Here is a 14,840-nt window from a genome sequence, read left to right on the forward strand (position 1 = left end):
ATGTATGTGGTATTTGCACATCCACTTTGTGTGAGCTAGGCTATAGCTCTTGTTTGCCATCTAAGACCATTCCTTTCTTTTGAGCCTGAACATCTCAATTTTATCGGAATGGTCTTGGTGGTTAAACCTTCGATCCCTCCACCCGCATAGCGGGTGGTTTTTTGTTTCGCGCGTTTCACGCACTCAACTGGCTAAAGCCATAATAAAACAAAAGCCCAAGTCGAAACTTGGGCTTTTTGCGTTTTAGTTAATTTTTGTGTGAATTAATTTCGAGGTTCGTTTTTCTGATATGCATGCATCGAAGTTTGTAATTGATCTAATGCTTCCTGGTATTTCAGACGATCTTTATCATCCAATGCGAGATCCTTTCGCAGCCTTAAATCATCCATTAATCGTTGAATCAGATCTTTAATCTGAGCGTTTGGAGTAGTATTGGCTGGCTTAGGCAAAGCCTCCGTTCCCGTCTGTACGGTCAACTCTCCTTTACTGTCGACCTGACCAATGGAAACCTGACTTATAGTAAGGTTCAGTTTACGAAGTTCTTTTTTGATCCAGTCCTCATTTATTTCAGTATTTGTGAATGTTTCCGGTAGAATATGGCCATCCATAATGATGGTTCGGGGTTCCTTTTCCGATGAGATATGGTAGCCTAACATATCAGGGGTTAGGGGTTGATACTCCTTTTTTAACATCACGCTGATATCTCCACTCTGCTCCATAACTGCAAATTCCACATCAGCCACTCGAAACACATCTTTTTTTCGAAGCTGCTCCAGAAATTCATCCATCGTCAGCCGTTCTTTCTTTAACGCTTTTTCAATTAATGTCCCATTCTCAATAAGAATCGTTGATCTCCCGTCCACAATGTCCCGAAATCTTTTACTTTTTAAGGTTAAATATTCGGCTCCTGCCGATACGAAAACCCATACAAATACCGCTAAAAATCCCAGATACCATTTGGTATCTGTATCCAATGAGATGTACCCGACCAAATTCCCTAAAGTGATACCCGTTATGTACTCAAACAAAGAAAGTTCGGATATCTGCCGTTTACCCAAAATTTTGGTGATGACAAACAGCATAGTTACAGCAGATAACGTTCGTAATACGACCTCTAACCATTCTGGCATGCTGCGTATTCCTTTCTCTACTCAAGAATGTAATAAGGTTTTGCCTGCTTTATTTAAAGGTTATAATTACCACGGCTTTCAGAATGTATACAAAGTCGTTTGAAGTGTGGAACAGTTTGAATGTAAGCTGGCCAACATCCAGATTTTTTCAACATAAAAATACTCAACTTAGTCAATCTTATTGGAGTAAAATCAAACCCATTCCACTCAAGGAGGAAACTAACATGAACAAGACAATTCTTACTGCCATGTCTGCATGCATGCTGTTTGCTGCAACTGCTGTATCGGCATCCGCTGCCACAGAGCCTATGCACAAAATGGAGAAATCTGTGCATAAAGCTGAACATCATATGCATATGAAAGCAAAGAACGAGGGGCACAAATTGCATATGAAAGCCAAAAAAGAAGAACACAAGTTACACAAAAAAGCCAAGGGTGAAGAGCATAAGCTTCGCGCAAAAAGTGTTAAGCCTCATGCCTTGCCTAAATCCGGTTACGGCGGCGTAAGCGAGTAAACCATTAGAATCAAGGACAAAGAAAGGGATTTCTTTGTCCTTGGTTAATGTTCGGGGTTGATAACGATGATGAAACGATTTTTTTTAATGATGTTGCTCTTTGTAGTGGCATTTATGGTTTTTGCGGGTTGGAGGAATGTTTTAAGCGAATCCGAGAAACCTTCAAAGCCTTTTCACCTGGATGCGTTTCAGACTCGTTTTGAAGAGTTCTCCAAACCTAATGCAACCATTTCCGTCTTTAAACCGGTTCGGATCTGTATTCCTTCAGTCCGTCTGAGTGCAAAGGTCGTTCCTGTTGGTTTACAACGGGATGGCAGGCTTGGTGTTCCAAAGTCAAGTGAAGTCGCAGGTTACTATGAGGATGGTGTACAGCTAGGTGAACCAGGGAATGCCCTGATTGCAGGCCATGTAGATGATTATAAAGGACCTGGCATATTCTACCCTTTAAAGAAGGTGAAGCCGGGTTCATTCGTGCTGTTATTTGATGCAAAAGACAATGTCCTGATCTATCGTGTGGAGCAAAACGAGTCTTATTTTACCAAGGATGCTCCTCTTGACCGTATCTTTGGAGACACCAATGAGTATCGCCTTAATCTCATTACGTGTACTGGCATCTATAATCGCAGCAAAAAAGAACATGAACAACGTTTAGTCATCTACACACGACTTGTTCAATAAATGAATAAGAAAGAAAAGGAGATCGTAATGCCAGTACGTCAGTATATCGGAAGTATGGTTTTAACGACCGTTGTCTTTTTTTTGTGTGTATCTCCTCCGCTGTTCGCTGCCTCACTAAGTCCAGAGGAAGTATCCAAGCAGGAAATAGAGGTTTTTTTAAATGAGCTGTTTCGAGAACGTTCCAACCATTTGGTTCATCCGAACCACGCAATGGACACATATTATGATACAAACTCCAAGGGTGGCAGACAGGCTTTGGCTATTCAAAACAATAGGGCAGCATATTTACATGCTTGGGCGGATAAACGCCACATGGTTATTTCGGACAGTCAGTCCAGTTTACGCATCCGTGGTATAAAAAAACAAGGTGATCAGGTAAAGCTCACACTTGGGCATTCACAAAAAATTACGTATGCGTATCAAGACACTCCTTCATTGAAACAATCGTTTGGTCTGGGGACTTGGCATGTGATGGCGTTAAGCAAGAAAGAAAACAGTTGGAAAGTTTCCAAGGAGTGGTTTTTGGACCCACTGGAGGAAAATCCGAAAAAAATTCCTGAGGGAGTACCTTCTCTCCCCTCTTCACCTCGTAGTGTTTCAAAGGGCAAACGTTATGATCGTGAGCGCGCAGTTGCCTATGCCCATAAATATGCGGGACTCGCTTGGGGGGCTGGCAATGAAGGGAAATACAACGGAAAATACAAGAACTACAATCACCTGGGCGGTGATTGTACGAACTTTGCATCTCAGGTTTTGGGTGACCCTGAAGAAGGAGGCGGCCTTAACATGAGAGGCCCCTGGAGATATCATTATCGCAGCGGTGGTACTCGAACTTGGGTACAGACCGATGCTTTTAAGCGGTTCTTAGTACACAGCGGTTATGGTCAACGTGTCGCGTTAGGCCATTTCGAAGATCTGGTCAAGCCTACGTACAGACATCCGCACAGCCCTCTGTCGGAACTAGCTTCAGGCGACTTGATTGCACATGTTATGCATAACGATGTGGATCACTTCTCCATCGTTACCGGATTTGATCATCATGGCTATCCACTCGTGAACTCGCATACCGCTGACCGATACAAGGCTCCTTTTGATTTGGGATGGGATGATCAGACACAGTATCTGCTCATTCATATTAAAGATTAGCTGTTTATTGTTTGTAGTACTTCATTTCCTTCCAAGCTCATATATTTGAAAGTGGACATGTCGGGCTGGAAGGAGATTGAAGTCATGTTTAAGTCGTCGATTATTCGACAAACGGGTATTCGTTTAGGAGGCATAACGTTAACTAAAATCATTGGACTCATAGGGCGGGTAGTGCTAACTCGAATCATTGGTGCTGAAGGAATCGGTTTATTTCAAATCGCTTATGCTTATTTTGGATTCGCTTTGATGTTGATTACAAGTGGCTTTCCAACCGCTCTAGCTATATATACAGCAGGAAATAAGAATATGGGTTGGATCTGGTTCAAGAAGTTAAGCCTCTGGCTATTGTCCGGAGGAGTCTTCGCTTTTGCCATCACACTCGGATTCGCTGAACAAATATCAGATATGCTTGGTAATACGAATAGTTACTATTATATTCGTGCACTAGCACCTGCTCTTGTTATTGTACCGCTGCTTGCTCTATTTCGAGGATACCTGCAAGGACTTGAAAAATACGAGGATATTGCGTTTTCGGAGGTCGCTGAGCAGTTAGTTAGGGTCACTGCGATGCTTACGTTATGTATTTATTTTTTGCCTCAAGGAGAAATGTTTGCTGGGGGCTTAAGTATGATAGGAACCAGTCTAGGTGGAATTGCTGCTTTTTTATTTTTGTTTATCACTTACATAAGGAATACGGCTAGCTCTACATATAAAGGTAATTTGCCTATAGCGACATCTAAAGGTGATATGTCCTGGTTTGTTCGAAGTTCCATTGCGATCTGTCTTACCCGGCTAATGATCCCTCTTTCGGATATAGCCGATGCGCTGATCATCCCTGCAAGACTGCAGCATGCAGGTTATTCTTCACATGAGGCAACCGCTTTGTTCGGCGTCCTTACAGGGATGGCCCTCTTGCTTGCCTACATGCCTACGCTGGTAACTGCAGCTCTCTCCCACACGATGACCATGAAGTTAGTTACAGCCTGGAGAGAACAACAAAGCTTTAGATTTCAACACTACAGTCTAAAGTCCATACGCTTTGCCTGGTCCTGGGGAATCATCTCTACTCTCTTTTTAATGGTATATGCAGAAGAACTGGCTCTCATCCTATTTAATTCTACAGAAGCAGGTCACCTCATCAAAAGCTTATCTCTGATCTCCCTTTTTGTAGGCGTGAGAGAAATTACAACCAGTATCCTATGGGCAAGAGAACAAAAAAGGGTCACCTTTGTTGCTACTGCGATCGGTATTGTTTTCGCTATATGCTGTCATTATTTCCTTATTCCACTCCCATACCTGCAGCTGTATGGAGCCGTTATAGGCATTCTGCTAATGGAGTTGATCATTCTAGCTGCCAATATTTTCGCACTTCGATTACTGCTGCGTCCTTTACAAATTGGAAAAATGGCAGCTTCTACTCTATTCATTTTTGTAGGAGGTATTGCACTAGGTTTTCTGATTCGTACTTGTACTCTTAACTTATTCCAGGGAACCTTAGGTGCAGTATTAGGCATGTTGATATATGGAGGATCGTTGCTTTTGATACATCTATGGATGAGTCGACGCTTTTAAGTTCGTTGACTCTTTAATAGTTGATTTTCTGAAATATATCACGAGGAAAGGAGAATTGCTGTATTAAGATCTTCTATTTTCAAACTAACTTGCCCATTAGCCATGTATGCCCCTCTCGGGGCACCACGGCGTAATGAAAATTTTGATGCGGCGTTTTATACTATTTTTACGGCTGGTGGTGCATCACGGTATGTTGCTCCTTTTTGGAAGCTCGCGGGGTGTTCGTGGGCAGAATGGGCGAGAAGATTACAAAGATTTAGGCAGTCACTATTTTGAGCAGCGACAGCAAGAAGCGATTTAAGACAAGCCGTACGAAGGCTTGAGAATCTTGGTTTTTCAGGTTGCGCTATCTGCCTTCGAGGCCTCTTAACGTTCTAATTTCTCATACATCCTAAGAAGCACAGTTTTAAAAAACCACTAAGCAGGGCTTCGTTTCATGCTGCCATTTCTGGATTTTTGCTAAGAGTAATTTTCGGTATAGATTCACTTTTTTCGCAAAATTCTATGACGACAAAGAACGGACTGAGGGGGTGATATTGTTATGATTAAAAGAGAAGCTTTATTTTGTTTTTTTAGCAGCATGGCGGAAGTATTTTATCACCCTTCGATACATTTTCTTGTCCTTTAATTGGTTGAAAATATAAGGGTCCGGTTTGACGTTCACCTCAATAATCCAGGGTTTCAAACTCTGGTCCAACCCAATATCCACGCCGATTTGCTTAAGGTACGGGTATTTTTTCTTCATGTGGCGTGCAATACGTAATCCAAGCTCATTCATCTCCTGGATGAGTTCATTTCTGCGTTTCAGGGATGCATGAGATTCCAGCAGTCTGTGAACATCCATTGGTTTACCACCGCTGTGATAATTGGTCACGATTTTTTTCGGATGACCGAGTCGGCCGATGATTCCCGTAGCCTCCCACTGATTGTCGGGACTTAACTGTATCATGACTCTGATATCAAAACGCCTCTTGTTGTGCTTAAGCAGATCGATTCCTCTCTGAATGAGATAGCTTCTTTTATGCACCAGACGTACAAGACTTGCATGGAACGAGTCAAAGTTGTCAAACGACAATCGTTTTTGTTCAATCTGATAGGCAAAATTTTGATGACTCACCATCTCCGCCTTTATGACACCCATTCCGTAAGTGCCAATCTCGGGTTTAATATAAACCATACCGTATCTGCTGATCATGGACCACAGGTTGGCTTTGTTATATCGCTGCGTATCAGGTATAAATGGTTTGATAGAACCATTATTGAGGATCACCTTTGTTTTCAACCATTTGCTTCTTAACGGCTTCAATTTATCAACCCCCATATAACACTTCTCCCTTCAACAAAAGAATCAAACCCTGATGATTCATCAAGATCATGCATTATATGTAATACCGATAAAACAACCCTAATCAAATGCCCTTGTTCGTAAAAATGGTATGTTCGCACATGCCCTGACCAAACCAATTTTGCACACATATCATGAACAAGACGTAACCATTTGTGCAAGGAGTTGAGAAGATGCCAGTTCAGCGTGTAATAAAGTTAAATCGTGCACCTATGATCGATGTTCTTATACCTGCGATCGAAAAAGATTTGAGCACCCTTCCTCAAGTTATCGATAATATTCGCCGTTATGTACGGCATCCGATTGGACAGATTTTTATTGTTTCCCCAACCAGCAACAAAATCAGAAAACTTTGTTCCCGCAAACACTGCATTTTTGTTAACGAGCGATCAGTCCTGCCTATCACCAAACATGATATACACTATCAATCATCACGCTGGGACCGCTCAGGCTGGTTATATCAACAACTGCTTAAAATGAACGGGGATCACATTGTGAGAGCGAAGCACTTTCTGGTGATGGATGCGGATACGGTACTCATTAAACCTCATACATTTATTGTTGATAATAAGACGGTATTTTACTGTCGCGACTGGAGTCAGCCAGAATATTTCAACACCTACCGCAAGCTGTTAGACATGAAAGCGCCGCGCCCACGCTCTTTTGTCACCCATTATATGCTGTTCGAAAAGTCGAAACTCTCTGCTCTGAAAAAGAAAATTGAAACGATCCATCAGCTGCCATGGTACAAAGCGATTATCTCGAATATCAATAAGAAGAAGCAGTTTGGGTTCTCCGAGTATGAAACCTATGCCAATTTTATGTATTCGAAAAACCCGGCAAGCATGACCCTGAAGAGTTCCATGAATAAAAGTCTGAACATGAACGCTTCCTCGTTAAAAGAACAACAAATTCGCAATTTTGCGCTTAAATACCGATCTCTCTCTTTTCACAAACGTAAAATCTATAGCAAAACTCCCCGAGCATAAGGAGGAAGACCATGCATATCGTACTGCTATGTGGCGGCGCAGGCAAAAGGCTTTGGCCGCTGTCCAATGAGCTTCGCTCCAAGCTGTTCGTGGATATACTTCCGTCACCTGCAGGTGGAAGGGAATCCATGATCAGCAGAGTATGCCGCCAGCTTGACAGCTCAGGCCTACTGGACTCAACGCTCATCATTTCACATCAGGACCAGACCGACATTACAGCCCGTCATACCAAAGGCAAGATACCCGTCATTGGAGAACCTTTTAAACGGGGGACTTTTACCGCAGCTGCCTTGGCGACCTTGTATCTGAAATCCTCCGGAGCGGCTGAACCTGACGATATGATTTGTATCGCGCCAGCGGATGTATTAGCAGATGAGGACTTTTTTAAGAGCTTCAAATTACTTCCGGATATATTGAAACAGACTCATGCCGATATCATTTTAATGGGGACAAGGCCCACATACGCTTCAGAACAATATGGATACATCCTGCCAGGAAGAAAAGAACCTAACGGTTATGCACCGGTTACACAATTCATAGAGAAACCTGATTTGGATGTCGCTGAAACCCTGCTACAGCATGGCGCATTGTGGAACTGCGGGGTGTATGCCTTCTCTCTTGCGTTTATGTTGTCCCATATTGAAAAAAATGGCCTTCCGGTTCATTACGAACAATTGTTAACCCTGTATGAACAGTTACCTGAACGCAGTTTTGACAAACAAGTTGCTGAACAATCGCAACGGGCAGTTGTACTGCCATATGAGGGTATGTGGCAGGATATCGGGAGCTGGGGTGCTCTGTGTGAGCAGTTGGATTCCAATGTATTGGGACACGGCAGAATATCGGAATCCTCCCCGGATTCCTACATCGTTAACGAGCTCCCCTACCCAATCCACGTCATTGGAGTCCCAGGTATTATCACTGTCGCAAGTCCGGACGGAATTCTCATAGCCAACAAAAAAGATTCAAATGAAATTAAAGAGCAATTGGGCAGTATTCCACTGCAACCAATGTACGTCGAGGCAACTTGGGGCAGCTATCGCGTCATGGAGAGGTCGGTAGAAGACGAAAATACAACCGTAACCACATTGAATATGACTCTCTTGCCTGGCAAACATATCGGATTACGCCAGCATCGATTAGGGTGCCGAGCATGGACTGTAATTTCAGGCAGTGGGCAGGTGCTTATTAACGGGCAGATCAGGCAGGTAACCACAGGCAATCAGTTTGCGATTACCTTGAACAGCCTCTTTTCTATTCTGGCCGAAACCAGGATGGTAATTCATGAGGTCCAGCTTGGCGTACCGGAGAATGAGGAGCGCATGCCTTATCATGCAGAGGACTGGAAGGTAATGATTGAGATTGCAGGATCTTATAAAACACCGGATTAATGCTAGATGAACAAAAAATCCGCTCATATGGTCATAACCCTGTCAAATAGACAGTACTAAAAATGACAAATTTTAAGCTTCGACCGTTTCCCGGTATTCTACCGGGGAACGGTCTTTTAGTTTTTTCTGAAATCGGTTTTGGTTGTAAAACAATATGTATTCGCTTATGCTGTTCAACCTCTGCTTTGTTTACTGTCTTATTCAAATAAATTTTCTCAGTCTTCAGGTGAAAGTAACGAACAACCGGGCCTAATTATTTCATATTTAAGTGGACTACAAAGAGCTTTTGAAGGTGGATTAACAGCTATAGAAAAGTATAGAAGGATTTGGTTCGGACTTCCTTATGGAATCTATAAAGATACCGTGTGGTGAATCATTTTTTAAGAACAAAAACATGCTGATAGATACAACAACATGCTAAACTATAACTTGGCAAGCTGAATTTATCCCCAGACATGAAGATGAAGAAATAGAGTGAATTCAATGAAAACTCAATGAGGAGCAGCTTTTGTGCTTAAAGCTGCTCTTAATCGTTCAGTCCATCATGAAATCTAAAAACAGTGCGAAGATAATTTAATATAGTATTACATTCCTGCTAGCCGCAAAACGTCTTCTAATTTCAGTTTCCCAACAACCTTATACCCTCTTTGATCTCCCAGAGGTTGTATAATAACAGTTTCCATACTTGAGAGCTCTCCCAACCCTAACCCTGGAGGAAAAGAATGAGCTACAATTACCCTGTTAAAATTACTTGGAGTTGTATGTTCAACTTCTTTGGTAAAAACTTGTAGTGTACTGTTTATGGTTTCAGTGCTCGGATTTTGACTGAGTTTATATATATTTAGCCAGAAATCATTAACTTTTACATTTTGTATACCAAAAGCAGTTTGAGCCGTTTGGACGGTTCTACATAAGGGGCTACCTTCCACGGGCATATAAACAGGAATATTTAATTTTCGAATAGCATTACCAAACTTCTTAGCCTGTTCCTTTCCCAAAGCGTTTAAATTTCTTTGTGTAGTACAATCTGTCAAACTAAGATCTTGTTGATCTTCACCTAAAGTTGCATCTCCATGTCGGATATAAAGTATGTACCCACCATTTTGAAGATCATGTATTAGAGAACTAGCAGAAAGCTCTGATGCTCCGGCAGTATTGGTACTTCCAAGCAACAGAAAAAGTACTACTATGAACAAACGGTACATTTTTGTTCCACCTCATTTTCTTTTATTCTATATCAACAGGGTGTTTTAATTGATCTTTATAGTAATCGATATATAATCTTCCGTCGCTTCCTTTTACTGCATAGAAGACATCATCGACTTTCTTATTGTTTGATTCAAGCTGTATTAATAACTCTTCATCGGATATACCATTTAACTTCAAATTCATCACTAAAACCACTCCATCCATAACCAACTCGACAGGCATACGTTCCTGTTTCTGTTCAGATTTTTTATGTACATCCTGAACTGTAGCTATTCTGTAACCGGCTTTTTTCATCACTGAAACTTGTCCATTCACTTCCAGCAATGCATATTCTACTTCTTCGATATTAAATATATCTTTTTGTCTTAACATCTGGTTCAAGGAATCTAATGTTAGTTTATTCTTTGCGAGATTATTCTCCATAATTTTTCCCCCTTCAACTAATACAGTTGGTGAGCCTTCAGCCATTAAACGTAATTTTCTGCTTTTTAGATTCATTTTAGACAACAGATAGGAGGTACAAGTAAAAACAATTAACGATATGAGAAGATGCATGACTTCCATCTTCTCATTAAAAGCTAAATTGGCTGCAATCGCTCCCATTATTACTGCAGTGACAAACTCATGAAAATTCATGTTTGACAAGGTTTGTTTACCCAATATCCGTGCGATAACTAATAGAAGTAAAAAGGCAGAGACACTTCTAATTAGAATCATGAAATGATCTAGCAAGCTAAGCACTCCTTCAATCGTTAAACGTTATTGTTACAATGATGCTCCAGCACCATTTTTTGATACAATGTAATGATTTCCAAACATGATCATAATTAATAAAATTCCTAACTCTGGCTTGGGATTTTAAGTAAACATTCTAGTGCGAAAGTAAGTTAATTGTTTAATGGTGTTGATATTTATTGATTTTGATAAGCCTGCATTGCTCCTCGAAATTGGTCTAGCGCTTCTTGATACTTGAGACAATCCTTATCATTCGATGCAAATTTTCGAAAAAATCTTAAATTATTATCTTGTAATCTGTTAACTAAATCTGATACTTGATCCGTGGGAATTGAATTTTTAAATTTGTGGAAAGAGTCTGTCACTGTCTGAATGGTCATTTCTCCTTGGCTATCCACCTGACCAATAGAAACTTGACTCAAAGTCAATTAAGCTTACTAAGGTCTTCCTTACCCATTCCTCGTTATATCCTGCTACTTTTAATGTGTCTGGTAATTTGTGTCCATCCATGATGATGGCTCACGGCTCCTTTTCAGTAGAATATGATAGCCTAGTGAGTTAACTTTGACCGGTTGATACTCTTTTTTACATAGATGCTCCAAAAATTCATCAATCGTGAATCGTTCTTTTTTTCATACCTCTTTAATCTTTGCTCCATTTTCAATGAGAATTGCACTTCACCATAGAAGGAGAATGAGTATGTACCATAAATTATTTCATCATAATCAGTGGCATAATCCGATGTCTAACATCCAGAATAACAAAGGACAGGGCCTCTCCCCTTCGTACTGCCATGGAAATGTGAACCATAGTCACTCTGGTGAAAATATAGAAATAAGAGATTAATCAGAATTATCGTACGGCTCTATGGACAGGAAAACATTTTCAAGTGACTCTGATGAGTATCCGTATTGGCGAAGATATCGGATTGGAAGTCCATCCGACAACCGATCAATTCATTCGCATTGAAGAAGGTCATGGAGTTGTTCAATGGGTGACGAGAAAGACAAAGTGAATTTTCAAACGATGGCCTGTGAGGACTATGCCGTTATGGTGCCTGCTGGAAAATGGCACAATATCACCAACACAGGCAGCGTACCTCTTAAAGTATACGTTAACTATGCGCCACCTGAGCATCCTTATGGAACAGTTCATGAAACGAAAGCCATTACCAAGTCTTCTGAAAGTTAGTTGATCGTATTTCAATTAAATCTAAAATTACTACAAAATCCATATTCCTCATCATTCGCGTAGAGAAAAATCGGGCTTATACTATGTGAAATTAATCATTGCAGAAGTCATAATGAAAACGTGGACTTCATCAAAACAGTAACGATTAAAATTCACTCATTTACTATAGGTAGGTTGATCAGTTGATTATAATGATCATGTAGGTTGTTTTTCACATGAGGCAAACACTTTGTTCGTGAGATATTCCATTTCTGAAGTATTAGAGGCTCTATGCACAACCTCATCCATATGATCTACCATCCTCAAATTCAACTACCCTGATCAAGTCTTATTATGAAGGCATTTCCTATCTTCGCTTTAATCCTTTTTACTTTAACTACAGTGCTTAATGACTTGCTTGTTTTATCCATTTCGAATGTGACTACAGCTGCAGTGAAACTACTCTTCTATGTTCTTCCTTAAACCTGTTAGTCACACATAAGGAGCTCACTACTCATACTAATTATTCATCAAAACGGTAATAGGAACATGTTCTTGTCCTCAAAGCTAAATTAAGTCTAATACTTCCCTTTTATATACCTAGTTACTCATGTTTAACCTCTCATCGTATCAGTTGTTCTAACAAATTTGAAAATTTTCATGTATTATGACACTTAATGAGGTTTTAATTTCAGAGGTTTTAATTTCATTTGATCTATGTTTAGATATCCAACTAATCGGCAATAGGACTATGTTCTTTTCCCTCGACAAACCTCTTCCCTTCTTCCATCCATAACTCGCCTCAATTTCTTTCGAAGGCACCCAGTAAGGTGCCTTAGATGTTCTTACTGTCTCTCTTTGGCAAGTTGGATAAACGAACTCAAATCCACCAACCAACCTTGTTGGGACACTCGTTCATTGTAAAGAACGTGCAAGTGCTGCAGCAGAGCTGCGGAAATCGGGTCTGCCGTCAGCCGTCCACAAAAGCTCTGTCACAAATGTATGGCGATTCGGATCGTACAGCGGATCTCCTATAATGTTCTTGTACGTTCTTGCGTGAAACACAAATAGCGTCTCTTCGTTGTCCTCTGACACCGTGAAGGAATTATGACCGGGACCATATATTGAGATGCTCTCATCTGTCGAGAGAACCGCTGTTTGCGACTTGCGCCATGAGGTGGCATCGAGCAAATCAGCATCTACATCGGCTTCAAGTAGGCCCATGCAATAATTGAAATCGGTGGCGCTAGCCGAGTAAGAGAGGAATAGCCGATTACCCTTACGAAGAAATGCCGCGCCTTCGTTCACTTTATAACCAATGATCTCCCAGTCATATTCCGGCAGCGAAATCATCGTTTGCAGCCCAGTCAGCGTCCATGGATTGCTCATTTTAGATATATACAGATTAGAGTTACCTTCGATATTCGGATCCTTTTGTGCCCACACGTAATAACGGCTGCCATTATGCTCAAAGGTCGTGGCATCGAGGGCGAAGCTTTCCCATTCGGTACGAACCTGCCCTCTTTCCATCCAACTGCCTTCGAGCAGATTGACATTTTCATTCTCTAGCACGTACATCCGATGGTCGAACAAGCCTTCATTCGTTTCCGTCGTGTGTGCGGCAGCGAAATACACGTACCATTTGTCATCAATAAAATGCAGTTCGGGTGTAAATAAAAGGATCAGCTCTTTGTTCAATTAATGGTTGAATTTCGTGTGATGCTCCTTGTTGGATTTCCATCTTATCACCTGTTTCATCTTAATTTTTACTACCCTTTAACAGCACCTGCAGTCATACCGTCTATGAAATATTTCTGGAAGGCAATGAATAGTATGAAAATTGGAATGATGGAGAAGAAGGAGCCCACGATCAATAGGTCATAGTTATTGCCATAAGGAGTTAACAACGTTTTCAAACCGATTGGAAGTGTATATTTACTCTGATCTCCGAGCACCATGAATGGCCACAACAGATTATTCCAGCTATTCATCCCATTCAAAATAGCCATTGCCGCAAAGGATGGCTTCATAATCGGCATAATTAGTCTGAAATAAATCGCATATTCGTTTGCGCCATCAACCCGCCCAGATTGAATAATCTCTTTGGGTATGCTTCGTAGATATTGCCTGAAGAAAAATATTGTCGCGGCATTGGCTATACCGGGCAGAATGATTGCCGAATAGCTATTCACCATTCCCAAATCATTAATTAGGCTGTACAAGGGAACCAGCAGTATTTCGAAAGGCACCATCATAATGAGCAAAACACATATAAAGAGGAAGTTCTTACCTTTAAAATGATATGCTGCAAAACCATATGCAACAAATGCGCTTACAAAAAGTGTTAAAACCACTTGAACGATTGTTAAAATCATACTGTTCCAAAACCACACAAAATAATCATGTTGTCCAGTAAACAGATAGATGAAATTATCAAAACTCATGATGTCAAAATCCAAACTTAGGTTAAGACCATATCTAATTAATGATTCACCTGGTTTAAAGGAAGATAGGGCCACTGCATAGAATGGAATCATAATTATAACGAATAGTATAACGAAGAAACAAATAATTACTATTCTGGAAATAAAATTATTCATCGTCTGACTTTCGCCCACTCTAATCCTCCTCCTTTTTGAACATTCCACTAAATTTCAACTGCGTTAAATTAATAACCATAGCAATGACTAACAGAACGATACCAACTGCAGCTGCGTAACCCAGCTTATTCTGCTCAATCCCTTGTCTATATAGGTATCCAACAATGGTTAAACCAATATTTTGGGGTGATTTGTTACCGTTAAACATCATCAGGCTCTCGGTAAACATGGCTAAACCTGCATAAACACTAATTGTGGTAACATATACCGTGGTCGGCTTTAATAATGGCATTGTGATCATTCTAAACTTCTGCCAAGCAGATGCCCCGTCAATGGAAGCAGCCTCATAATATTCATTGT

General features: G+C 40.8%; 14 protein-coding genes and 1 pseudogene. 7 read left to right on the forward strand and 8 right to left on the reverse strand.

Annotation, left to right across the window (positions count from 1 at the left end; genetic code table 11):
* Positions 1–263: 263 nt before the first annotated feature.
* Entirely contained in the window at positions 264–1,130 is an 867-nt protein-coding gene (locus AB4Z30_RS29580) for a DUF421 domain-containing protein (protein ID WP_441931180.1), read from the reverse strand.
* A gap of 224 nt (positions 1,131–1,354) precedes the next feature.
* Here AB4Z30_RS29580 and AB4Z30_RS29585 point away from each other — a divergent pair, with 224 nt between their 5' ends.
* The 4 genes from AB4Z30_RS29585 to AB4Z30_RS29600 all read left to right on the forward strand — a co-directional run bounded on the left by AB4Z30_RS29585 (position 1,355) and on the right by AB4Z30_RS29600 (position 5,041).
* Complete coding sequence (locus AB4Z30_RS29585) at positions 1,355–1,645, forward strand: hypothetical protein (protein WP_441931181.1); 291 nt, start codon at positions 1,355–1,357, stop codon at positions 1,643–1,645.
* A gap of 66 nt (positions 1,646–1,711) precedes the next feature.
* Positions 1,712–2,323, forward strand: a complete 612-nt coding sequence (locus AB4Z30_RS29590; RefSeq protein WP_441931182.1) for a class F sortase — start codon at positions 1,712–1,714, stop codon at positions 2,321–2,323.
* 27 nt (positions 2,324–2,350) lie between these two features.
* Positions 2,351–3,469, forward strand: coding sequence for an amidase domain-containing protein (locus AB4Z30_RS29595; protein WP_441931183.1), 1,119 nt, complete (start codon positions 2,351–2,353; stop codon positions 3,467–3,469).
* Between the two features lie 84 nt (positions 3,470–3,553).
* Entirely contained in the window at positions 3,554–5,041 is a 1,488-nt protein-coding gene (locus AB4Z30_RS29600; protein ID WP_441931184.1) for an oligosaccharide flippase family protein, read from the forward strand.
* A 559-nt stretch (positions 5,042–5,600) separates the two neighbouring features.
* Here AB4Z30_RS29600 and AB4Z30_RS29605 read toward each other — a convergent pair.
* Complete coding sequence (locus AB4Z30_RS29605; RefSeq protein WP_441931185.1) at positions 5,601–6,362, reverse strand: YheC/YheD family protein; 762 nt, start codon at positions 6,360–6,362, stop codon at positions 5,601–5,603.
* Positions 6,363–6,559: 197 nt separating this feature from the next.
* On the opposite strand from AB4Z30_RS29605, the gene AB4Z30_RS29610 reads away from it, so the two are divergent.
* A complete protein-coding gene (locus tag AB4Z30_RS29610; protein WP_441931186.1) occupies positions 6,560–7,375 on the forward strand; it encodes a DUF6492 family protein in 816 nt (271 codons plus the stop codon).
* A gap of 11 nt (positions 7,376–7,386) precedes the next feature.
* Positions 7,387–8,766 carry a sugar phosphate nucleotidyltransferase gene (locus tag AB4Z30_RS29615; protein WP_441931187.1) on the forward strand — a complete coding sequence of 460 codons (1,380 nt, stop codon included), beginning with the start codon at positions 7,387–7,389 and terminating at the stop codon, positions 8,764–8,766.
* A 72-nt stretch (positions 8,767–8,838) separates the two neighbouring features.
* On the opposite strand, the gene AB4Z30_RS29620 is transcribed toward AB4Z30_RS29615, so the two are convergent.
* The 3 genes from AB4Z30_RS29620 to AB4Z30_RS29630 form a co-directional block, all read right to left on the reverse strand.
* Complete coding sequence (locus tag AB4Z30_RS29620) at positions 8,839–8,943, reverse strand: IS3 family transposase (RefSeq protein WP_441931188.1); 105 nt, start codon at positions 8,941–8,943, stop codon at positions 8,839–8,841.
* 407 nt (positions 8,944–9,350) lie between these two features.
* Positions 9,351–9,971 (reverse strand): histidine phosphatase family protein, encoded by a 621-nt coding sequence (locus AB4Z30_RS29625; protein ID WP_441931189.1) that lies wholly within the window; start codon positions 9,969–9,971, stop codon positions 9,351–9,353.
* 22 nt (positions 9,972–9,993) lie between these two features.
* A complete protein-coding gene (locus tag AB4Z30_RS29630) occupies positions 9,994–10,707 on the reverse strand; it encodes a DUF421 domain-containing protein (RefSeq protein ID WP_441931190.1) in 714 nt (237 codons plus the stop codon).
* A gap of 847 nt (positions 10,708–11,554) precedes the next feature.
* On the opposite strand from AB4Z30_RS29630, the pseudogene AB4Z30_RS29635 reads away from it, so the two are divergent.
* Positions 11,555–11,901, forward strand: a pseudogene (locus AB4Z30_RS29635) (cupin domain-containing protein); the annotation flags it as partial.
* 894 nt (positions 11,902–12,795) lie between these two features.
* Here AB4Z30_RS29635 and AB4Z30_RS29640 read toward each other — a convergent pair.
* The 3 genes from AB4Z30_RS29640 to AB4Z30_RS29650 all read right to left on the reverse strand — a co-directional run.
* Complete coding sequence (locus tag AB4Z30_RS29640; RefSeq protein WP_441931191.1) at positions 12,796–13,578, reverse strand: glycoside hydrolase family 43 protein; 783 nt, start codon at positions 13,576–13,578, stop codon at positions 12,796–12,798.
* A 71-nt stretch (positions 13,579–13,649) separates the two neighbouring features.
* Positions 13,650–14,480 carry a carbohydrate ABC transporter permease gene (locus AB4Z30_RS29645; protein ID WP_441931193.1) on the reverse strand — a complete coding sequence of 277 codons (831 nt, stop codon included), beginning with the start codon at positions 14,478–14,480 and terminating at the stop codon, positions 13,650–13,652.
* Positions 14,481–14,499: 19 nt separating this feature from the next.
* Positions 14,500–14,840: carbohydrate ABC transporter permease (locus AB4Z30_RS29650; RefSeq protein ID WP_441931192.1), on the reverse strand; the 341-nt coding region annotated here is incomplete at its 5' end.

Source organism: Paenibacillus sp. 2TAF8, from assembly GCF_052114825.1.
Classification (GTDB): Bacteria; Bacillota; Bacilli; order Paenibacillales; family Paenibacillaceae; genus Paenibacillus.